We start from the raw sequence: 21,558 nt of genomic DNA on the forward strand, positions 1-21,558 counted from the left end.
TCATTACATAGCGGCAGCGGAGACTGCTGCCATGAGCACAGCTTCCCTGCATATCGCGCTGATCAGCGAAACCTTCCCGCCGGAAATCAACGGCGTAGCCAATACCCTCGGGCGCCTGGTCGAGGGCTTGCGTGGCCATGGCCATCGCGTGCAACTGGTACGTCCGCGACAAAGCGTCGACCCGCGCGGCGCGGTCGATCAGGACCTGCTGCTGACCCGTGGCTGGCCGCTGCCCGGCTACCCCGGTTTGCAGTGGGGTCAGTCGTCGATGCACAAGCTGCTGCGCAACTGGCAACGGCAGCGCCCGGATGTGCTGTATATCGCCACTGAAGGCCCGTTGGGTCTGTCCGCCCTGCGCGCCGCGCGGCGTTTGCAGATTCCGGTGGTCAGCGGTTTTCACACCAACTTTCAGCAATACACCGGGCATTACGGCTTTGGCCTGTTAACCCGCCTGCTGACCAATTACCTGCGCTGGTTCCATAACCGCTCGCAGATGACCCTGGTGCCCAGCGTCAGCCAGCAGATCGAGTTGCAGCGGCGTGGCTTCGACAATCTGGAACTGCTCTCAAGGGGCGTCGACAGCCAGCTGTTCCACCCGGCCAAACGCTGCACAGCTTTGCGCGAGCGCTGGGGCCTGGCGGAACAGGACATCGCCATCCTGCATGTCGGCCGTCTGGCCGCAGAAAAGAACCTGGTCCTGCTCAGCAAGAGCTTTCAGGCGCTGCAACAGGCGCACCCGCAGCGGCGGCTGAAACTGATTCTGGTCGGCGACGGCCCGCAGCGCGCCAGCCTGCAGCAGCAACTACCGGATGCAGTGTTCTGCGGCCTGCAGCGCGGCGAAGCGCTGGCTGCGCATTACGCCTCAGGCGATCTGTTTGTGTTTCCCAGCCTGTCGGAAACCTTCGGCAATGTGGTGCTCGAAGCCCTGGCTTCCGGGCTTGGCGTGGTGGCGTTTGATCAGGCGGCGGCTGCGCAACATATCCGCCACGGGCATAACGGCGCGTTGGCAGTGGCCGAGGACGAACAAGGCTTTATCGACGCCGCCAGCTGGTTGCTGACCGACCACGAGGGCCTGCGCCGGGTGCGCCTGAATGCCCGGCTACATGCCTCGCGCCAGGGCTGGCCGGCGATTGTCGAGCTGTTCGAGCAGCATCTACGTACTGCCATGCAACCAGTAGCGGAGCTGCCGGCCGGCAGAACGCAGCATTGACGCCCCTGTAGGCGCGGGCACCGCAGCCCGGATAAGCCCCGGCGCAATCCGGGGAGCAATCATCTCCCAACTCGCAGACCACTTCGCAGTCATCCATCCCCGGACTGCGCTGCGCTTGTTCGGGCTACGGGTTGAAACGGACAGATCCGCTCCTACAACAGCACCGTAGCCCGGATAAGCCTTAGCGCAATCCGGGAAACAATCACCATCCTACTCACAGGCCACTGCGCAAACATCCAACCCCGGACTGCGCTGCGCTTGTTCGGGCTACGGGTTGAAACGGAAAGCTCCGTTCCTACAACCGCACATCCAGACGCTTGATCAACCGCACTTCCTGCGCGCTGATCACCGCACCATAGGCCAACACCTCAACACCGGCGCTCACCGCCTCACGCAACGCAGCGGCATAGGCTGGGTCGATTTCATCGGCTGGGCGCACCGCGTCGATGTCCGTCAGGTTCACGCAATACAGCTGCACCGCGCGAATCCCTTCACGGGCCAGTGCCGCCAGTTCGCGCAGGTGTTTGCTGCCGCGCTCGGTGCGCGCATCGGGAAAGGCGGCGACGCGGCTATCGGCGAACCCCAGGGTGACGCTCTTAACTTCGACGAACGCCACGCCTGTGGGGTAGTCCAGACGAAAGTCGATCCGGCTGCGCTCCTGACCGTAAGGCACTTCGCGCTTGAGGCTGGTAAAGCCGTTTAGCTCGGTGATCAGTCCAGCATTTAGCGCCTCTTCCACCAGGGCATTAGCCCGCCCGGTATTGATCACCGCCAAACGCCCGTGCGGTGTCTCGCCGATCTCCCAGGTGCCCGGCAGCTTGCGTTTGGGGTCGTTGCTGCGGCTGAACCAGATGCGCGCGCCCTCGCTCATGCAGTTGAGCATCGAGCCGGTATTGGCGCAGTGGATGGTCAGCCGCTCGCCGCTGGCGCTCTCGATATCGGCGAGAAAGCGCTTGTAGCGGCGCAGCAGGCGCCCTTCTTCCAGCGGCGGCTCAAACTGCATGGGCCTGCCAACTGATCAGGCCACGCTTGATGCGATCCACCGCCTGTTGCAGGCGCGGTAGATCCTGGGTGTAGGCAAAACGCACATGCTGCGTGGCCTGATAGCGGCCAAAATCCAGGCCGGGGGTAAAGGCCACATGCTCGGTTTCCAGAAAGTGCTGGCAGAAGGCAAAGGCATCGCCGCCGAAGGCGCTGATATCGGCATATAAATAGAAGGCGCCCTCCGGCTCCACGGCGATCTTGAAGCCCAGCTCACGCAACGCCGGCAGGAGGAAATCACGACGGCGCTGAAACTCGTGGCGGCGCTGCTCGAGGATCTCCAGGGTCTGCGGCTGAAAACAGGCCAGCGCGGCATGCTGAGCCATGCTCGGCGCGCTGATATAAAGGTTCTGCGCCAGCTTCTCCAGTTCCGGCACCGCAGCCGGTGGCGCCACCAGCCAGCCCAGACGCCAGCCGGTCATGCCGAAATACTTGGAAAAACTATTGAGTACAAAGGCCTCATCGTCCACTTCCAGCACGCTGGCGGCGTCCACGCCGTAGGTCAGGCCGTGGTAGATCTCATCCACCACCAGATGCCCGCCGCGCGCTTTTAGCGCCTGAGACAGCCCGCCCAGCTCATCACGGCTAAGCAAGGTGCCGGTCGGGTTGGCCGGGGACGCCACCAGCGCGCCAACGCTATCCTGGTCCCAATAACGCTCGATCAGGTCTGGAGTCAGCTGATAACGCACATCCGGGCCAACCGGCACCAACTGCGCTGCGCCCTCGACCAGGCGCAGAAAGTGCCGATTGCAGGGGTAACCGGGGTCGGCCAGCAGCCAGTGCTTGCCGGGGTCGACCAGCAGGCTGGTGGCCAGCAGCAGCGCACCAGAACCACCGGGCGTGATCAGAATGCGCTGCGGGTCGATATCCAGACCGTAACGCTGGCCATAGAAACTGGAAATCGCCTCACGCAAGGCCGGCAGGCCGCGTGCGGCGGTGTAACGGGTGTGCCCATCGGCCAAGGCCGCCTGCCCGGCAGCGACAATCGGCGCGGCGGTGGTGAAATCCGGCTCGCCGATTTCCAGGTGAATCACATCATGGCCGTCGGCCTGCAGCTGATTGGCACGAGCCAGCAGCGCCATCACGTGAAAAGGTTCTATGGCGCGGCTGCGCGCACTGTAGGACTGGGCCATGGGACTGCCTTGGTCTGGATTAAGGCGCGGATTCTAAAGCATACCCGGCGCAACCACGACAACCGGGAGTGGCGCGGCGGGAGTTGTTCTGGTAAGTTCGCCCGCTTGCAGCCGCAGGGCCAGTTCTACGCGACGTAGGATCGGCAAGGGACACCGTCCTGCGCAGTGGATTAGAGAGAGTGAGAGGCGGTCATCCATGCCCACCAAAGCAAAAGCAAAAAGCAGCCAACTGACTCGTGGTTTCGAGCCCTATAAAGAAACAAAGGGTGAGGAATACATGGGTGAGCCGATGCGCGCCCACTTCACCGGCATCCTCAACAAGTGGAAGCTGGAATTGATGCAGGAAGTTGATCGTACTGTGCACCATATGCAGGACGAAGCAGCCAACTTCCCCGATCCAGCGGACCGCGCCAGCCAGGAAGAAGAATTCAGCCTGGAACTGCGTGCCCGTGATCGCGAGCGCAAGCTGATCAAGAAGATCGACGAAACCCTGCAACTGATCGAAGACAACGACTACGGCTGGTGCGATTCCTGCGGCGTAGAAATCGGCATCCGCCGACTGGAAGCACGCCCCACCGCCACCCTTTGCATCGATTGCAAGACGCTGGCGGAAATCAAAGAAAAACAGATCGGTTCCTGATCTGACCCAGAGGGTGCTTCGGCACCCTCTGTTGTTTCTGTCTCCCTGTGTGTGCCACGGCAAATGAACACACCCGCGTATATCGGCCGCTTCGCCCCCACCCCGAGCGGTTATCTGCACTTCGGCTCACTGGTCGCAGCCCTTGCGTCGTACCTTGACGCGCGCGCGGTAAATGGTCGCTGGCTGCTGCGTATGGAAGACCTCGACCCGCCACGCGAAGTCGCCGGCGCCCAAGAAGGCATTCTCAGCACCCTGGAAAGCTACGGCTTCGAGTGGGATGGCGAGCTGGTGCGGCAAAGCGCGCGCCACGGCGAGTACGCAGCGCTGGTCGAACGCCTGCTCAGCCAGGGCCTGGCCTACGCCTGCACCTGCTCGCGCAAGCAACTGGAAGGCAGCCAGGGCATCTACCCCGGCACCTGCCGCAATGCCGGCCACGGTTTTGCCGATGCGGCGATCCGCCTGCGCGTGCCGGAGCTGAGCTACCACTTTGTCGACCGCGTGCAGGGCGAGTACCGCCAGCATCTGGGCCGCGAGGTCGGCGACTTCGTGATCCAGCGCCGCGACGGCCTGTATGCCTACCAGCTGGCGGTGGTGCTCGACGATGCCTGGCAGGGCATCACCGATATAGTGCGCGGCGCCGACCTGCTCGACTCCACCCCGCGCCAGCTGTACCTGCAGGAGCTGCTGGGCTTGCCGCAGCCGCGCTACCTGCATGTGCCGCTGATTATCCAGCCGGATGGCCACAAGCTGGGAAAATCCTACCGCTCGCCACCGCTGCCTACCGATCAAGCAACGCCACTGCTGATCCGCGCTCTGCGTGCGCTTGGCCAGCAGTTGCCGGATGGAGCCAGCTACGGCCAGCCCGCTGAACTGCTGCACTGGGCCAGCCAGCACTGGGACGCATCGCTTATTCCGCGCAGCCTGACCCTGGCAGAAACCCAACTTCGCTAAACGCCGGCCCATTTGCAGCTATGTCCGTTAGCGAACAGACGCCAGCCAGCAGCGTGCTGTAGGGTGGCGACAATGCTGCGACAGCATTCTTCCCGATGGTGCAGGTTTACCCCGCCATCGCGGTACCCGGGTCTTGGGTGTTGACCGGTCACACCAGCGTCAGCGGCCAATATGCAAAATCAGCACGGCGAAGCAACAGGGGCACGGCAATCGTGACTTCGTAGGTCCGCTGTCGCGGTTTCTCAGATGGGTCTCGCACCTCGACGCCTATCGCGCATGCCAATGATGGCTGGAACCGCGCCCTATGACCTCAGTCTTCTCTGCTCTATTCAGCCGTGCCGCTGCACCCTCGCCATGGCTTGATCACGCCCCAGTACGCGAAGAACTGTTCGGCATCGAACGCCTCGAACAACACGCCTGCACCCTGGCCGCTGCCCAGCCGGTGAGCAACAAGCCGCCCGCCGTGCTGTCCCTGCATCGCCGCCTGAATGACAACGCCAAGGTGCTGCTCGCCGCCTACCGCGCCAGTGCTGCGGAGCTGGCCAATGGCCGCGGCGTGGTGCCAGCGGCCGAGTGGCTGCTGGACAACTACCACCTGGTCGAAGAGCAGATTCGCGAGATCCGCGATGACCTGCCGCCCGGCTATTACCGCCAGCTGCCAAAACTCGCCAGCGGCCCCTTTGCCGGTTACCCACGGGTGCTGGGTATGGCCTGGGCGTTTATCGCCCACACCGACAGCCACTTCGACCCGGACATCCTGCAGCGCTTTCTCGTCGCCTATCAGCAGGTGCAGCCGCTGACCATCGGCGAGCTGTGGGCGGTGGCCATCACCTTGCGCATCGTGCTGATCGAGAACCTGCGCCGCCTGGCCGACCAGATGACCGCCGGGCGCAGCGCGCGGGCCGACGCCGATGCCCTGGCCAGCCGCCTGCTGGGTAAAGACGCCCCGCACGCGGCGCTCGACAGGGAACTGCACGAGCGCGCCCGCACCGCGTTAAGCGAGCCGTTTGCCGCACAACTGGCCAAGCGCCTGCGTGACCATGATCCGCTCACCACGCCAGCGCTGGGCTGGCTGGAAGAGCGCCTCGGCGCGCAGGGCAGCAGCATCGATGAAGTGGTGCAACACGCCCTGCAGCGCCAGGGCGCGTCCAACCTCACGGTGCGCAATATCATCAACAGCATGCGCCTGATCTCCTCCATCGACTGGGCGCAGCTGTTCGAGAACGTCAGCCTGGTAGATGCCCGCCTGGGCGCGCGCAGCGACTTTGCCGCGATGGATTTCGCCACCCGCAACCAGTACCGCAGCGCCATTGAGCAATTGGCCCGTGGCAGCACCTGCAGTGAACTGGAGGTTGCCGAACAGGCCCTGCAGGCCAGCCAACTGGCCGGCGCAACCGAGCATGCCGACCCACGCACAAGCGACCCCGGCTACCACCTGATCGCCGAAGGCCGCCTGGCGCTGGAGCAGCGCATCAACTTCCGTCCACCGCTGCGTCTGCGCATCAGCCGTGGCCATATCCACCTCGGCATGCCCGGCTACGTCGGCGCCATCGTCGGCCTGGCCAGCCTGCTACTGGGTCTGGCGCTGTACAGCCTGGCCGGCCAGGGCGTCACCGCTGGCTGGCTGCTGGCGCTGGGCTTGCTAGGTTTTCTGCCGGCCACTGAAGTGGCCACCGCGCTGGTCAACCGCGCTGTAAGTAATAGTTTCGGCGCCATGGGCCTGCCGGGCCTGGAGCTTAGCGAAGGGGTGCCCAGCAACCTGCGCACGCTGATTGCCGTGCCGACCCTGCTCGGCAGCAAGGCCGATCTGCTGGAGCAGATCGAGCGCCTGGAAGTGCATCACCTGGCCGGGCATGGCGGCGACCTAACCTTCGCCCTGCTCACCGATGGCCTGGATGCCGACCAGGAGCACCTGGCCAGCGACGACGCCCTGCTGCAACTGGCCAGCGCCGCCATCGACCAGCTCAACCAGCGTTACGGCCCCGGCATCGCCGGCAGTCGTTTTCTCCTGCTGCACCGCCGCCGGCAGTTCAACCCCAGTGAAAACGTCTGGATGGGCTGGGAGCGCAAACGCGGCAAGCTGCATGAACTCAACCGCCTGCTGCGTGGCGCCACTGACACCAGCTTTACCCAGGTGCCGGGGCTCAGCCAGCGCGTGCCCACAGATGTGCGCTATGTCATTACCCTGGATGCCGACACCCGCCTGCCGCGTGATGCGGCGCTGCGGCTGATCGGCAAGATGGCCCACCCACTGAACCAGCCGCGCTTCAACACCGAGCTACAACGGGTGGTCGGCGGCTACGCGATTCTGCAGCCCCGGGTAACCCCGTCACTGCCCTTGCAGCGCGAAGGCTCGCTGTACCAGAAGGTCTTCTCCAGCCCCGGCGGTATGGACCCCTACGCCGCAGCCGTGTCCGATGTGTACCAGGACCTGTTCGGCGAAGGCTCCTTTACCGGCAAGGGCATCTACGACATCGATGCCTTCGAGGCCGCCTTGGCCGGCCGAGTAGGCGAAAACAGCATGCTTAGCCATGACCTGTTCGAAGGCGTCTTCGCCCGCGCAGGCCTGGCCTCGGATGTGGAAGTGGTCGAGGAATTCCCCTCGCGCTACGACGTCGCCGGCAAACGCCAGCACCGCTGGACCCGTGGCGACTGGCAGCTGCTGCCGTGGATTTTCGGCCCGCTACGCGGCAAACAAGCGCTGCCGAACATCGGCCGCTGGAAGATGCTCGACAACCTGCGCCGCTCCCTGCTGGCCCCCGCCACCCTGGCAGCGCTGGGCCTGAGCTGGCTGCTGCCGTTGCCGGCAGCGCTGTGCGCCAGCCTGCTACTGATTGCCAGCCTGCTGATCCCGGCCTTGCTGCCGTTATGCTTCGGCCTGCTGCCGGCGCGCGCCGGTATCCGCTGGCGCAGCCACCTCGGCAAGCTGCGCGATGACCTGCTGCTGGCGCTGCAGCAAAGCGTGCTGAACCTGACGTTTCTCGCCGACCAGAGCTGGCGCATGCTCGATGCGATCAGCCGCACCCTGACCCGCCTGCTGATCACCCGGCGCAACCTGCTGGAGTGGACCACTGCCGCACAAGCGTCGATCAGCCCGCGCCTGAAGCTGCTGGGCTTTTACAGCGGCATGGCTGGCGGCACGCTGCTCGGCCTGTTGCTCTGCGCCGCTGCCCTGCTCTGGTCGCCGGCCATCTGGCCGCTGGTGCTGCCGTTCGCTTTGCTCTGGCTTAGCGCGCCAGCTATCGCCATGCGGGTTAGCCGTTCACCGCGCATGTCCAAGCGCCTGCTGGTCGACCCGTCGCAAACCACTGAGCTGCGGCTGATCGCCCGGCGCACCTGGCGCTTCTTCGAAACCTTCGTCACGCCAGCCGACAACCAGCTGCCACCGGATAACTTTCAGGAAGACCCCAAGCCGGTCATCGCCCACCGCACCTCGCCGACCAATATGGGCCTGTACCTGCTCTCCGCCATCGCCGCCCGCGATTTCGGCTGGGCCGGCACCCAGCGCACCCTCGCCCGCTTGCAAGCCACCCTGGCGGTTATGGAGCAGCTGCAGCGCCATCGCGGGCACTTCTTCAACTGGTACGACACCGAAGATTTACGCCCGCTGGCGCCGGCCTATGTGTCGTCGGTGGACAGCGGCAACCTGGCCGGCCACCTGCTGGTGGTCGCCAATGCCTGCGAGGAATGGCTCAAGGCGCCGGTCAGCGCGGATGCGCGCCTGGGCCTGCACGACAACCTGCACCTGGCCCGCGCCGCGCTGGCGGCCCTGCCCGCCGCCGGGAATGAACGCAGCCAACAGCTGCACGAATTACTGCAACAGATCGAAGCGGGCCTGAATGGCGCACAGCCGCTGCACGGCCTGCTGCCAACCCTGCTGCGCCTGAGTGAAAAAGCCGCGCAGCTAGCCAGCGGTTTCGCCCCACTGGACACGGACAACCAGGCCGGCGACCTGCAGTTCTGGCTGCAGGCATTGGCCCAGGCCTTGGGCGACTTGCAACAGGATGCCGAGCTGACGGATAGCCAGCGTATAACCTTGCACGACGAACTGCGCAGCGTTGCCGAGCAGGCGCGCAACATGGCCCTGGGCATGGATTTCGCCTTCCTGCTGGAGCCGGAGCGCAAACTGCTGTCGATTGGCTTCTGCCTGGCGGACAACAGCCTGGACAGCAGCTGCTATGACCTGCTCGCCTCGGAGGCGCGCCTGGCCAGCCTGTTCGCCATCGCCAAGGGCGATGTCAGCACCCGCCACTGGTTCCGCCTGGGCCGCACCGCCACGCCACTGGGCAGCGGCTCAGCGCTGATTTCCTGGTCCGGCTCGATGTTCGAATACCTGATGCCCTCGCTGGTGATGCGCGCCCCGGCCGGCAGTCTGCTGGAGCAGACCAACCGCCTGGTGGTCGCGCGCCAGGCCGCCTATGGCAATGATTTGGGCATCCCCTGGGGGATTTCCGAATCGGCCTACAACGCCCGCGACATGGAGCAGACCTACCAATACTCGAACTTCGGCGTACCGGGCCTGGGCCTCAAGCGCGGCTTGTCCGCCAACCGGGTAATTGCCCCGTACGCCACGGGCCTGGCGACCATGGTCGACCCACAAGGCGCCCTGGCCAACTACCGCCGCCTAGCCGCCAAGGGCGCATTGGGCCGTTATGGCTTCTATGAAGCGCTGGACTTCACCCGCACACGGCTGCCGGATGAGCAGCCGTTTGCCATCGTGCGCAACTTTATGGCCCACCACCAGGGCATGAGCATCGTCGCCATTGCCAACACCCTGCATGACGGCCAGATGCGTGCGCGCTTTCACCGTGAACCCATGATCCAGGCCTGCGAGCTGCTGTTGCAGGAACGCATGCCGCGCAATGTCGCCGTCGCCCACCCGCGCGCCGAAGAGGTCAGCGCCTGCGCCGCAGAAGCCGATTGCACGCTGCACAATGAACGCCGCTTGAACCACTTCAACGGCAACCCGCCGGTCACCCACCTGCTCAGTAACGGCCGTTACAGCGTGATGCTCACTGCCAGCGGTGCGGGTTACAGCCGCTGGCGCGACATCGCCATCACCCGCTGGCAGGAAGACAGCACCCGCGACCAGCACGGCTCCTTTATCTTTCTCTGGGACACCCGCAACGGCACGCACTGGTCCCTAGGCGCGCAGCCGAGCAGCGGCAACCCCTATGACGAAGTAGTGTTCGCCGAGGACTACGCCAGCTACAGCCGCCACGACGGCAACCTCACCACCAGCCTGGAAGTGTTGGTCTCCGGCGAAGACGACGGTGAGGTACGCCGTGTTTCGCTGACCAACAGCGGCCGCGTGGCGCGGGAAATCGAACTGACCTCCTACGCCGAACTGGTGCTCGCCAGCGCCGCCAGCGACAACGCCCACCCAGCGTTCTCCAAACTGTTTGTGGTCACCGAATACCTGCCCGCCTTCGCCGCGCTGATTGCCACACGGCGTCCGCGCAGCGCCAGCGAGCAGCCGTTGTGGGCCGCGCATTTTGCCGTGGTTGAAGGTGACGTGAGCGCCGAGCCGCAGTACGAATCCGACCGTGCGAAGTTTCTCGGACGCAGTTGTGCGCTGCATGCCGCCGCGGTAATCCGCCAGGGCCAGCGCCTATCGAATACCGTCGGCACGGTACTGGACCCGATCTTCTCGCTGCGCCAGCGTCTGCTGATCGAGCCCGGCAAGATTGCCCGTGTGGCGTTCTGGACGGTGGTGGCGCCTACCCGTGAGGCGCTGCTTGATTTGATCGACAAGCACCACGACCGCAGCGCCTTCGAGCGCGCGAAAACCCTGGCCTGGACCCAGGCCCAGGTGCAATTGCGCCACCTCGACATGCTCGCCGCCGAAGCCGCCGATTTTCAGCGCCTGGCGGCGCCGATCCTGTATGCCGACTCGCGTTTTCGCGCACCACCGGCCAGCCTGCTGCGCGGCCTCGGCAGCCAGTCCGGGCTGTGGTCCCAAGGGATTTCCGGCGACCTGCCGATCGTCCTGCTGCGCATCAGTGACGCCGAAGACATTGCCCAGGTGCGGCAACTGCTGCGCGCCCACGAATACTGGCGGATGAAGCGCCTGGCCGTGGACCTGGTGATCGTCAACGAACATGCCTCCTCCTACCTGCAGGACCTGCAGGTGGCCATCGAAACCGCCGTGCGCAGCAGCCAGTCACGCCCGCGCTTTGCCGCCGAACTGGCGCAAGGCTCGGTGTTCGTGCTGCGCGCCGACCTGCTCAGTGGCGAGTTCCGTGAGCACCTGCAAGCGGTGGCACGGGTGCTGCTGGTGGCCCATCGCGGGCCGATCAGCGAGCAGCTGGCGCGTATCCCGCCCTGCCCCAGCGCCGTACCTGCCAGCACCGGCAACCACAGTGCGCAGCCTATTCCCATATGCCACACGGCGCCGCTCAGCCCGCTGGAGTTTGCCAATGGCCTGGGCGGTTTCGACCTAGATGGTCGCGAGTATGTGGTGCGCCTGAACGCCTGGAGCAACACCCCGGCGCCGTGGATCAACGTGATCGCCAACCCGCAGTTCGGCTTTCAGGTCTCGGCCGAAGGCAGCGGCTACACCTGGGCCGACAACAGCCGGGAAAACCAGCTCACGCCCTGGTCCAACGACCCGGTCAGCGACCCGCCAGGCGAAGCCCTGTATGTGCGCGACGAAGACAGCCTGGCGCTGTTCAGCCCCACCGCCCAACCGCTGCGCGACAGCGGCCACTATGAAGCGCGGCATGGCTTTGGTTACAGCCGCTTCAGCCACCAGGCCAGCGGCATTGCCATGGAGCTGCTGCAGTTCGTGCCGCTGGACGACCCGATCAAGATCTCCCGGCTGACCCTGCGTAACCTCTCCGGCCGGCCACGCCGCCTGAGCGTTACCGCCTATGCCGAATGGGTGCTGGGCAGCACACGGGCGGCCAATGCACCGTTTATCCTCAGCCGCCAGGACAGCGCCACCGGTGCCATCCTGGCACGCAACCCGTGGAGCATCGCCTTTACCGGGCGCAGCGCATTCAGCGACCTGGGCGGCCGGCAAAGCAGCTGGACCGCTGATCGCAGCGAGTTTATCGGGCGTAACGGTAACCTCACGCAACCCGCCGCACTGGCCCGGCAAATACCGCTAAGCGGCAGCCTGGGCGCGGGGCTCGATCCCTGCACCGCGCTGCAATGCCAGCTGGAACTGCAGCCGGGGGAAAGCGTTGAAGTGCTCTGGCTGCTCGGCCAATGCGCCAGCGAACAGCAGGCCAGTGCCTTGATTGCGCAGTATCGCCAGGCCGATCTGGACGCCGTACTGGCCCAGGTGCAGGCGCACTGGCAACGGGTGCTCGGCGCGGTACAGGTGCAAACCCCAAGCCGCGCCATGGACATCATGCTCAACGGCTGGCTGCTCTATCAGACCCTGGCCTGCCGCGTCTGGGCGCGCTCGGCGTTCTACCAGGCCAGCGGCGCCTACGGCTTCCGCGACCAGCTGCAGGACGGCATGGCCCTCACCTTCGCCAGCCCGGCCATGACCCGCGCGCATATCCTGCGCGCGGCCAGCCGCCAGTTTATCGAAGGCGATGTGCAGCACTGGTGGCTGCCGCATTCCGGCCAGGGCGTGCGCACGCGCATCTCCGATGACCGGGTGTGGCTGGCCTACGCCACCGCGCAGTACATCCAGTGCAGCGGCGATGCGGCAATTCTCGATGAGCCGCTGGACTTTCTCGAAGGCCCGCTGCTGGCCGCCGGCGAGCACGATGCGTTCTTCCAGCCGATGCAGGCCGATGCGCCGGCCTCGCTGTTTGAGCATTGCGCCCGTGGCCTCGACCAGTGCCTGCAACTGACCGGCGAACTGGGCCTGCCGCTGATTGGTGGCGGCGACTGGAACGACGGCATGAACCGTGTCGGCGAGCACGGCAAGGGCGAAAGTGTGTGGCTCGGCTGGTTACTGCTGCGCAGCATCGCGCTGTTCAGCCCCTATGCCGAGGCGCACGACAGCGCCCGCGTGGCCCGCTGGCGAGCGCATGCCGAGCAGCTGCGCCTGGCACTGGAGACCTATGCCTGGGACGGCCAGTGGTACCGCCGCGCGACCTTCGATGACGGCACCTGGCTCGGCTCGGTACAAAGCAGCGAATGCCGGATCGACTCGATTGCCCAGTCCTGGGCGGTGCTGTCGGCCAGCGCCGATCCGCTGCGGGCGAATATGGCCATGGCCGCCATGCAGCGCCAGCTGATCCGCGAGGACGACGGCATCGCCCTGCTGTTCACCCCGCCGTTCGACAAAACCCCACTGGAGCCCGGCTATATCAAGGGCTACCCGCCGGGCCTGCGGGAGAACGGTGGGCAATACAGCCACGCAGCGATGTGGGCGATTCTGGCGTACTGCCAGCTCGGCTCGGCCAAGCAGGCGTTCGACCTGTTTGACCTGGTCAACCCGATCAACCACGGCAACAGCCCTGAAGCCTGCCAGCGCTACAAGGTCGAGCCCTATGTGCTGGCCGCCGATGTTTACGCGGTGGCGCCGCACAACGGGCGCGGCGGCTGGACCTGGTACACCGGGGCGGCCGGCTGGATGTACCGCGCCGGCGTGGAGGGAATTCTCGGTATTCGCCGCGAGGGTGACTGGCTGCTGCTCAACCCCTGCATTCCGGCCGACTGGCCAGGCTTTAGCGCACGTATCGCCCTGGCCGGCAGCCATTACCAGATTGAGCTGAGCAACCCGGCACAACGCAGCCAGGGCATTCGCCAGGCCTGGCTGGACGAGCAGCCTATCGATTGCTCACAAGGACAGCTGAAAGTGGCGCTGGATGGCGCGGCGCATCGTCTGCGGATCGAGTTATAGGTCGGTATTAGAGGGCGCTTCGGCCAGCAGCTCGGCCAGCTCATCACAGCCACTCTGCACCGTTGCCAAGGCGGCGGCGCAGAGGGCGCGGTAGCGCTGCAGAACAAGCTCACCAGTGGCGGTAAGCTGGGTGCCACCGCCCTGTTTGCCGCCGGCCAGGGTGCTGACCAGCGGCTGTTTGAAGCTGCGGTTCATGGTTTCCACCAACAGCCAGGCACGCCGATAGGACATGCCCATGGCGCGCGCGGCGGCGCTGATCGAGCCGTGCTGGGCAATAGCCGCCAACAGCTCGGCCTTACCGGGGCCGATGGCAATATCAGAGCCGTTATGCAGGCGGATTTTCAGATCAAGACGGTACATGCGGCGACCACAGCGAGGGATACGCTGCGCAGACTAACGCCTGATCAGATCAGGTGAAAGGGACACGTCAGCCAAGTGGGTAGGTTGGGTTGAGGAGCAACGCGACGAAGCCCAACGAGACCTGTCACAGCCTGTTGGGCTTCGCGGCGCTCAACACCAACCTACCCATTGCATGCACACGCAATGGCTACATAGCCTTTAAATTCGGCCCATTAATAGCAGCACCAACAGCACCACCACCACTACGCCCAAGCCGCCCGTAGGCCCGTAGCCCCAGCTGCGGCTGTGTGGCCAGGCCGGTATGGCGCCGACCAGCAACAGCACCAGCACGATCAATAAAATGGTACCCAGGCTCATGGCGTTCTCCTTGATGAGTTGCAGCGCGCCGGAACAACAGGTGCCGAGATGGCACCCAAGCGCTCTTTCATCCTGTACGCCACCGCAGCCGCCGTCGGTGCGCTATCGCACCAACGGACGCAGCTCTATTCGCCAGTCAGGGCACCATCGACGATCTGCTGCGCCTCGCTAAAGATACGCTGCAGGTGCGCCGCATCGCGAAAGCTCTCGGCGTAGATCTTGTAGATGTCTTCGGTGCCCGATGGCCGCGCGGCAAACCAGCCGCCTTCGCTGATCACCTTGATCCCGCCAATCGCCGCGCCATTGCCCGGCGCCTTGTCGAGCACCTGGGTGATGGCATCACCGGCCAACTCGCGGCTGCTGATCTGCGCCGGCGAGAGTTTGCCCAGGGCTTTTTTCTGCGCAGGTGTCGCCGGTGCGTCGATGCGGTCGGCATAGATTGCGCCGAACTCATCGCTCAGACCCTGGTACAGCTCGCCAGGGTCACGGCCGCTGACGGCGGTCATCTCGGCGGCCAGCAGGGCCAGGGCAATGCCGTCCTTGTCAGTGGTCCAGACCCGGCCATCGCGGCGCAGGAAGGTCGCCCCGGCGCTCTCCTCGCCGCCAAACCCCAGCGAGCCGTCGAACAGGCCGCCGGCAAACCATTTGAAACCCACTGGTACTTCCTGCAGTGGCCGGCCCAAGCGCGCAGCGACGCGGTCAATCATCGCGCTGCTGACCAGGGTTTTGCCCACCGCCGCCGTGGCGCTCCACTGCGGGCGGTGCTGGAACAGGTAATCGATGGCCACACTGAGGAAGTGGTTGGCCGGCAGCAAGCCGACGCTTGGCGCGACGATGCCGTGACGGTCGTAGTCGGTGTCGCAGGCAAAAGCGATGTCGTAACCGTTCTTCAGGCCGATCAGGCGCTGCATGGCATGGCTGGAGGATGGGTCCATGCGGATCTGCCCATCCCAATCCAGGCTCATAAAGGCGAACTGCGGATCGATAATCTCGCTCACCACATCCAGATTGAGGCCGTACTGCTCGGCGATGCGCGCCCAGTAATGCACCCCGGCGCCGCCCAATGGGTCGACACCCAGGCGCAGGCCGGCTGCGCGAATCGGGGCGAAGTCGATGACATTACCCAGGTCATTCACATAACTGCCGAGGTAATCGTATTCCTGCACATTGGCCGCCTGCCGCGCCTGCGCCAGGGGCATGCGCTTGACCTCACGCAGGCCGCCTTCCAGCAGCGCATTGGCGCGATTCTGCACCCAGGTGGTGATATCACTGTCGGCCGGGCCGCCATTGGTTGGGTTGTACTTGAAGCCGCCGCTGTCCGGCGGGTTGTGCGACGGGGTGATGACGATGCCATCGGCAAGGCTAGAGCTGCGGCCCTGGTTGTGCACCAGGATGGCCTGGCTGATCGCTGGCGTCGGGGTGAACTCACCGCCAGCGGAGATCATGGTCTGTACGCCATTGGCTGCCAGCACTTCAATCGCGCTGTCCAGCGCCGGTTGCGACAGCGCATGGGTGTCGGCGCCGATAAACAGCGGGCCGCTGATGCCCTGACTGCTGCGGTAATCACAGATCGCCTGGCTGATCGCCAGCACATGCGCCTGGTTGAAGCTGTGCGCCATGGAGCTGCCGCGATGCCCGGAGGTGCCAAATGCCACGCGCTGGCTGGCCACGCTCAGGTCCGGCTGCAGATCGTAATAGGCTGCCAGCAGCGCAGAGATATCGGTCAACAGGGAAGCAGGTGCCGGCTGACCGGCCAAAGGGTGAATACGCGGGCTCACAACAGGCTCCAGAGGATGGTCGGGCGGTGAAAAGTGCGCCAGTTTAGCAGCCTGGCTGGCTAAACCGAGCAGGCTTTAAGCCGCATGCACGCTAGGTGCGCTAGCGCACCGACAACGCCCCGACAAGCCATGTATCTAAGATCCCTGCCCCCGTTATGTGCGCCCGCATGGGATTTGCTCAGAGGTGATTATGGATAGACCAACCCAGCGCCACCTTGCCTTTACGCCCGCACGGCCAGCCTCAGACACAGACCGCGCGGCGCCTCCTTGAGCAATAAACCCACCTAGATACACGCAGTTTTCGACGCTCGCGCGGGTCAATCGCCACGGCCGGACGTTGTACGTTGGAAAGGCTCCAGATAAAGCTCGGCTGCAGTGGAGAGATGAGATGCACAGGCTTGGATACACCCGCGCAATGACCCGCTGCAGTACCCTGATACTGGCGGCGCTGCTAAGCGGCAGCGCATATGCCGAGGTTTTTGCGCCTGACGTGTTCAGCCGCGCGCCGCTGCACGCACCAAGCGCCGCAGCGGACGAGAGCGACGACCTCTACAACGCCAGACTGCAGCCCGAAACAGAGAGTGCCACCCCCGCCAATAGCACGGAGCGTCCAGGCAACCGCTGGATCAACCTGCCGGTCAAAGCACCACAAAACGATGAACCAGCCCTGCCAAAGCTACGTTTCTGAGTGCGCTGCAACACTGCACTCACCACGAAGGTTACTGCCATATCGGCAACGCAGCGCTTAACACGCCCTGCGCAATGTTGCGCAAGGACGTACTGGCACCATGGTTAATCGCATTCTGATCATCACCGCTGACTGTAAAGATGCCGACACACTGGAAAAAGCCCTGAAAAGAGCCCAGGACGGACCCTTTAGCAGCGAATCGGTGGCGCGCCTTGACCTCGCCCTAGCGCGCTTGCAAGCCGCTGAGCACAAAGCCATAGATGCCATTCTGGTGGACCTGGAATTGCCCGACAGCCAGGGCCTGGCGACCTTTGATCAACTGTTCGCCCTGGTACCAAGCATTCCGATCATGACCCTTAGCGATATTGATGACGATGCGCAGACCGATGAGGTGATTCGGCGTGGCGCCCAGGGCTGCCTGTCCAAAGGGTATCTGGGCAGCTCTCTGGTGCCGCAGTCGCTGCGCAATATCATCCTGCGCAAGGCCGTAGAAGAAGCGCTGTTCATCGAAAAAGCCCGCGCCGAACTGACGCTCAACTCGATCAGTGATGCGGTGATCAGCACCGATCTGCAGGGCAACGTCGACTACCTCAACAGCGCCGCCGAACATATGACCGGCTGGCAACTCGACGAAGCCCATGGCCTGCCAATCGCCAGCGTGATGCACCTGGTCAATGACAAAACCCGCGAGGCGGTGGCCAACCCCATCGCCAAGGTGCTGCAGCACGATGAAGGCAAAGTGCTGGCGGCCGGCACGATACTGATCCGCCGCGATGGCAGCGAGTCCGCCATCGAAGATTCCGCCGCGCCGATCCATGATTCAGCCGGGCGCCTCAAAGGCGCGGTGATGGTCTTCCACGACATGACCGCCGCCCACGCCATGACCGAAAAGATGGCCCACCTGGCGCAGCATGACGCCCTGACCAACCTGCCCAACCGTGCCCTGCTCAATGACCGCATCAACCAGGCGATTGCCCTGGCCGAGCGGCGCAGCAGCCATCTGGCGCTGCTGTTTCTCGACCTGGATAACTTCAAGCACATCAACGACTCGCTCGGCCACGGCGTCGGCGACCAGCTGCTGCAAGCGGTGGCGCTGCGCCTGAGTGACTGCGTACGCAGCTCCGACACGGTCAGCCGTTTGGGCGGCGACGAATTTGTTGTGCTGCTCAGCGAAAGCCACTCGGCCGAAGATGCCGCACGCACCGCTGAAAAAATCCTCAGTGCCCTGGCCGTGAGCCACAGCATTGGCCAGCAGCAGCTGCACATCACTTCCAGCATCGGCATCAGCACCTACCCCAACGATGCCACGGATGCCGAAGGCCTGATCAAGAATGCCGACACGGCGATGTACCTGGCCAAGGAAGAAGGCCGCAACAACTACCAGTTCTTCCGCCACGAGATGAATGTTCACGCAGTTGAGCGCCAGTTGATCGAAGCGCACCTGCGTACAGCCATGGAAAACAGCGAATTTGTCCTTCACTACCAGCCGAAGATCGACCTGCACAGCGGCAAAATCACCAGCGCCGAGGCGCTGATCCGCTGGCAGCACCCGGCCTGGGGCATGATTCTGCCAGGGCGGTTTATTCCAGTGGCCGAGGCCTGCGGGCTGATCGTGCCGCTGGGCCGCTGGGTGCTGCTGCACGCCTGCGCCCAAGCCAAACGCTGGGAGAACTGCGGCTATGCCCTGGAGTCGGTGGCGGTGAACATCTCGGCCCTGGAGTTTCGCCGCAAGGATTTTGTCGACAGCGTGGAAAGCGCCCTGAGGGTCACCGGCCTTGACCCCAACAACCTGCAACTGGAGATCACCGAAAGCGTGCTGATGCGCGACGCCCAGGCCAGCGCCACGATCCTGCAGCAGCTCAAGACGCTCGGCGTACAACTGGCGGTGGACGATTTCGGCACCGGTTACTCAAGCCTCAGCTACCTCAGCCAGTTCCCCATCGATGTGCTGAAAATTGATCGCTCTTTTGTTCAGGATATCCACAACAGCAACGGCATTATCGTCAGCGCCGTGATTGCCATGGGTAACAGCCTCAAGAAACGAGTGATCGCCGAAGGCATCGAAGAAACCGCGCAGCTGGAGTTTCTACGCAGCCATCACTGCAGCGAAGGCCAGGGCTTTCTGTTCAGCCACCCGGTCAGCGCGCAAAACTTCGCCAACCTGCTGCGCAGCGGCATCAGTTCGCCGATCAATACGCTGCACCAGGTAACCGGCACTCTGGGTTAGAACTGCGCGCGGTAATCGGCCTGCAATGCGGCATAACACTCACAGGCCGCGCGTTCCAGCCCGACGCGATCAAGGATATTGATCTCGCCCCGGCTGTAACTGATCAAGCCGCGCGCCTGCAATGCCGCGGCGGCAATCGATACACCACTGCGGCGCACCCCGAGCATGTCGGCAAGAAACTCGTGGGTCAGGTGGAAATGATCGGCGTGGGCGCGGTCGTGGGTCATCAGCAGCCAGCGCGCCAGGCGCGGCTCGATTGCATGAAAATGCGTGCAGGCCGCGCTCTGTGACAACTGCGCCAGCACCACATACAGGTAGCGTTTGAGCGAACGCAACAGCGCCGGGCTGCTGAGCAACTCCTGCTTGAACAACTGGCTGCTGATGCGCAAGGCACTGCCGGAACCCTGCACCACCGCACGCATAGGCGCCAGGCCGATGCCCAGAGCGAGAGTGGCACCGAGCATGCCTTCATTGCCGATCAGGCCCATTTCCAGCGGCTGATGCCCATCCAGGGTGGTGACCAGTGAGATAAAGCCGCTGAGGGGGAAGTAGACATGGCGAATCGGCCGGTTGGCTTCATGCAGCACATTGCCAAAAACCAGGTCCACCGGCTCGCAGTTATCAAGGAGTTGTTTGCGTTGTTTGGCCGGCAGCCCTTCGATCAGAAGGCTGAGGATATGCAGCGGTGCTTTAACAGACATTCACTTGTCCCGAGCACGACGCTTGCCAAAAAATGGCACGACAGCGGTGCCTGACGCTCTCGCCGCTGCAGTCTGCCTGAGCATCTGGCAAAGCTCTGTGCGCTACGGCACTCAAGCCAAGCCATTAAATTGCTAACCGCGCGCGTAACAGGTTAGTGCGCCGGATGCGCCACTTTATAAGGCAGCAGGCGGTCTGTTTCGCGCTTGACCACGGCATAACACTCGCAGCTCAGGCGTTCGAGCTTGTCGCGATCCAGCACGGTGATCAGCCCACGGCTGTAATCGATCACACCCAGGCGATGCAGTTTGCCGGCCGCCTCGGTAACGCCCTCGCGGCGCACGCCGAGCATATTGGCGATCAGTTCCTGGGTCATGGCCAGCTGACTGCCGGAGAGGCGATCCAGCGACAGCAACAGCCAGCGGCACAGCTGCTGGTCAATCGAGTGATGGCGGTTGCACACCGCCGTCTGCGCCATCTGGGTAATCAGCGCCTGGCTGTAACGCAGCATCAGCTGCAGCATGTCGCCATGGCGGTTGAACTCTTCTTTAAAGCGTTTGCCGAGCACCCGATAAGCGCTGCCGGCACTTTGCACCAGGGCGCGGCTGGTGGTGCTTTCGCCACCCATAAACAGCGCCACGCCAATCACCCCGTCATTGCCCACCACGGAAATCTCCGCCGACGCGCCGCTTTCCATCACATACAGCAGGGACACAATCGAATCGGTGGGAAAGTACACATGCCGCAGCGTATCGCCCGATTCGTAGAGCACCATGCCGAGCGGCATTTCCACCAGCTCAAGGTGCGGCAACAGGCGCTCCAGCACTTCGTCAGGCAAGGTGGCAAGCAGATGGTTTTGTTGCGGATAGGGGGCTGCGGACATCACTGTCTCCGGTCTTCTTAGGCCTGTTGGCGATTGATATGCGCTCGCTACAGAGCCTGAACTGCACACGACAGCATAAGCCAATCTGTTTTTTTGTCTGTACGCAATCGCACAGACAGGCTCTATGCCGGGCAGTTAAAAACACGTAAGAATGGCCGCCAATGCGCCCGCAAAAGCGCACAAATGCAGCGTTTACAGCCATTTGCGGCTATCCTTGCCGACCTCTTTTCTGCCGCAGGATGACCCCAATGAAAGCCCAGCTTGAAGAACTGATCAGCAAAATAAGCTCGGGCTGCATGCTGCCGGAAGAAGTCACGCGCATCGCCACCGAGGCCGCCCAGGCCTATGCCGACCCGCAGGCGTTTCTCGCCGCCAACCCGGATATCAATTTCGACGACAGCTTCCCGATCCCGCTGGGCGAATGGGTGGTGATCGGCAGCCTGCCGGAAACCGTGCTGTTTCAGGCCGATAGTTATGATGCGCTGTTTCAGCAGATCGTCGAATCGTTCGGACCAGAGGTGAGCTTTGTGCTCAAAGCCAAGCAACTGGCCAAGGTCGAGCCACTGAAAGCGCTCAATCGCATCCAGGTGCAACTCGCCAGCCTCAGCCCGGAAACCAAAGGTTATATCTTGCTGGATTTCAGCGAGCCGCTGGATGACGAGCTGCAAGCCGTACTGGTGTACAGCACAGACTTGGCGCGGGTGATGGAGCTGGCGGTGGAAGTCGGCATCTACGCCGCGCCGGCCTATGAGGCGCTTAAGGCCGCGCAGGAAGCCGAATAA

The 21,558-nt window shown here is 63.8% G+C and carries 14 protein-coding genes; 7 read left to right on the forward strand and 7 right to left on the reverse strand.

What is annotated here, in order from left to right; all coding sequences use genetic code 11:
* Positions 1-31: 31 nt before the first annotated feature.
* Positions 32-1,210, forward strand: a complete 1,179-nt coding sequence (locus Q8O69_RS17665; protein ID WP_305593522.1) for a glycosyltransferase family 1 protein — start codon at positions 32-34, stop codon at positions 1,208-1,210.
* A 295-nt stretch (positions 1,211-1,505) separates the two neighbouring features.
* Here Q8O69_RS17665 and sfsA read toward each other — a convergent pair whose 3' ends face one another.
* Positions 1,506-2,213, reverse strand: a complete 708-nt coding sequence (sfsA, locus tag Q8O69_RS17670) for a DNA/RNA nuclease SfsA (protein ID WP_305593523.1) — start codon at positions 2,211-2,213, stop codon at positions 1,506-1,508.
* The gene (locus Q8O69_RS17675) at positions 2,203-3,384 is read right to left on the reverse strand and encodes a pyridoxal phosphate-dependent aminotransferase (protein ID WP_305593524.1); all 1,182 of its coding nucleotides are present in this window, start codon (positions 3,382-3,384) and stop codon (positions 2,203-2,205) included. Before Q8O69_RS17675 ends, sfsA begins: the two co-directional genes overlap by 11 nt.
* 196 nt (positions 3,385-3,580) lie before the next feature.
* On the opposite strand from Q8O69_RS17675, the gene dksA reads away from it, so the two are divergent.
* The 3 genes from dksA (at position 3,581) to Q8O69_RS17690 (ending at position 13,784) form a co-directional block, all read left to right on the forward strand.
* Positions 3,581-4,024: an RNA polymerase-binding protein DksA gene (gene dksA, locus Q8O69_RS17680; RefSeq protein WP_090251641.1), complete on the forward strand. Its 444-nt coding sequence runs from the start codon at positions 3,581-3,583 to the stop codon at positions 4,022-4,024.
* A gap of 63 nt (positions 4,025-4,087) precedes the next feature.
* On the forward strand, positions 4,088-4,975 hold the full coding sequence (gene gluQRS / locus Q8O69_RS17685) for a tRNA glutamyl-Q(34) synthetase GluQRS (RefSeq protein ID WP_305593525.1): 888 nt from the start codon (positions 4,088-4,090) through the stop codon (positions 4,973-4,975).
* Between the two features lie 304 nt (positions 4,976-5,279).
* Positions 5,280-13,784: a GH36-type glycosyl hydrolase domain-containing protein gene (locus tag Q8O69_RS17690; protein ID WP_305593526.1), complete on the forward strand. Its 8,505-nt coding sequence runs from the start codon at positions 5,280-5,282 to the stop codon at positions 13,782-13,784.
* On the opposite strand, the gene Q8O69_RS17695 is transcribed toward Q8O69_RS17690, so the two are convergent.
* The 3 genes from Q8O69_RS17695 to pgm form a co-directional block, all read right to left on the reverse strand.
* Complete coding sequence (locus Q8O69_RS17695; protein ID WP_305593527.1) at positions 13,779-14,144, reverse strand: winged helix-turn-helix domain-containing protein; 366 nt, start codon at positions 14,142-14,144, stop codon at positions 13,779-13,781. The genes Q8O69_RS17690 and Q8O69_RS17695 overlap by 6 nt on opposite strands.
* A 198-nt stretch (positions 14,145-14,342) precedes the next feature.
* Positions 14,343-14,501, reverse strand: a complete 159-nt coding sequence (locus Q8O69_RS17700) for a DUF3309 family protein (RefSeq protein WP_305593528.1) — start codon at positions 14,499-14,501, stop codon at positions 14,343-14,345.
* Between the two features lie 125 nt (positions 14,502-14,626).
* Positions 14,627-16,279: a phosphoglucomutase (alpha-D-glucose-1,6-bisphosphate-dependent) gene (gene pgm, locus Q8O69_RS17705; RefSeq protein ID WP_305593529.1), complete on the reverse strand. Its 1,653-nt coding sequence runs from the start codon at positions 16,277-16,279 to the stop codon at positions 14,627-14,629.
* 388 nt (positions 16,280-16,667) lie between these two features.
* On the opposite strand from pgm, the gene Q8O69_RS17710 reads away from it, so the two are divergent.
* Positions 16,668-16,967, forward strand: coding sequence for a hypothetical protein (locus Q8O69_RS17710; RefSeq protein ID WP_305593530.1), 300 nt, complete (start codon positions 16,668-16,670; stop codon positions 16,965-16,967).
* A gap of 100 nt (positions 16,968-17,067) precedes the next feature.
* The gene (locus Q8O69_RS17715) at positions 17,068-19,194 is read left to right on the forward strand and encodes a bifunctional diguanylate cyclase/phosphodiesterase (RefSeq protein WP_305593531.1); all 2,127 of its coding nucleotides are present in this window, start codon (positions 17,068-17,070) and stop codon (positions 19,192-19,194) included.
* Here the strand turns inward: Q8O69_RS17715 and Q8O69_RS17720 are convergent.
* Together Q8O69_RS17720 and Q8O69_RS17725 are read right to left on the reverse strand one after the other, a co-directional pair.
* Entirely contained in the window at positions 19,191-19,895 is a 705-nt protein-coding gene (locus tag Q8O69_RS17720) for a Crp/Fnr family transcriptional regulator (protein ID WP_305593532.1), read from the reverse strand. The genes Q8O69_RS17715 and Q8O69_RS17720 overlap by 4 nt on opposite strands.
* Positions 19,896-20,047: 152 nt before the next feature.
* Complete coding sequence (locus Q8O69_RS17725; protein ID WP_305593533.1) at positions 20,048-20,776, reverse strand: Crp/Fnr family transcriptional regulator; 729 nt, start codon at positions 20,774-20,776, stop codon at positions 20,048-20,050.
* Positions 20,777-21,024: 248 nt separating this feature from the next.
* On the opposite strand from Q8O69_RS17725, the gene Q8O69_RS17730 reads away from it, so the two are divergent.
* Positions 21,025-21,558 carry a hypothetical protein gene (locus tag Q8O69_RS17730; protein WP_305593534.1) on the forward strand — a complete coding sequence of 178 codons (534 nt, stop codon included), beginning with the start codon at positions 21,025-21,027 and terminating at the stop codon, positions 21,556-21,558.

The organism is Pseudomonas sp. (genome assembly GCF_030690725.1).
Lineage (GTDB): Bacteria > Pseudomonadota > Gammaproteobacteria > Pseudomonadales > Pseudomonadaceae > Aquipseudomonas.

Excerpts from the sequence above, each read along its gene's own strand:
- sfsA (WP_305593523.1), bottom strand. The coding sequence starts at position 2,213 with ATGCAGTTTGAGCCGCCGCTGGAAGAAGGGCGCCTGCTGCGCCGCTAC.
- Q8O69_RS17700 (WP_305593528.1), bottom strand. The coding sequence starts at position 14,501 with ATGAGCCTGGGTACCATTTTATTGATCGTGCTGGTGCTGTTGCTGGTC.
- Q8O69_RS17710 (WP_305593530.1), top strand. The coding sequence starts at position 16,668 with ATGCACAGGCTTGGATACACCCGCGCAATGACCCGCTGCAGTACCCTG.
- Q8O69_RS17730 (WP_305593534.1), top strand. The coding sequence starts at position 21,025 with ATGAAAGCCCAGCTTGAAGAACTGATCAGCAAAATAAGCTCGGGCTGC.
- Q8O69_RS17665 (WP_305593522.1), top strand. The coding sequence starts at position 32 with ATGAGCACAGCTTCCCTGCATATCGCGCTGATCAGCGAAACCTTCCCG.
- Q8O69_RS17675 (WP_305593524.1), bottom strand. The coding sequence starts at position 3,384 with ATGGCCCAGTCCTACAGTGCGCGCAGCCGCGCCATAGAACCTTTTCAC.
- Q8O69_RS17690 (WP_305593526.1), top strand. The coding sequence starts at position 5,280 with ATGACCTCAGTCTTCTCTGCTCTATTCAGCCGTGCCGCTGCACCCTCG.
- Q8O69_RS17715 (WP_305593531.1), top strand. The coding sequence starts at position 17,068 with ATGGTTAATCGCATTCTGATCATCACCGCTGACTGTAAAGATGCCGAC.
- Q8O69_RS17720 (WP_305593532.1), bottom strand. The coding sequence starts at position 19,895 with ATGTCTGTTAAAGCACCGCTGCATATCCTCAGCCTTCTGATCGAAGGG.
- dksA (WP_090251641.1), top strand. The coding sequence starts at position 3,581 with ATGCCCACCAAAGCAAAAGCAAAAAGCAGCCAACTGACTCGTGGTTTC.
- Q8O69_RS17725 (WP_305593533.1), bottom strand. The coding sequence starts at position 20,776 with ATGTCCGCAGCCCCCTATCCGCAACAAAACCATCTGCTTGCCACCTTG.
- gluQRS (WP_305593525.1), top strand. The coding sequence starts at position 4,088 with ATGAACACACCCGCGTATATCGGCCGCTTCGCCCCCACCCCGAGCGGT.
- Q8O69_RS17695 (WP_305593527.1), bottom strand. The coding sequence starts at position 14,144 with ATGTACCGTCTTGATCTGAAAATCCGCCTGCATAACGGCTCTGATATT.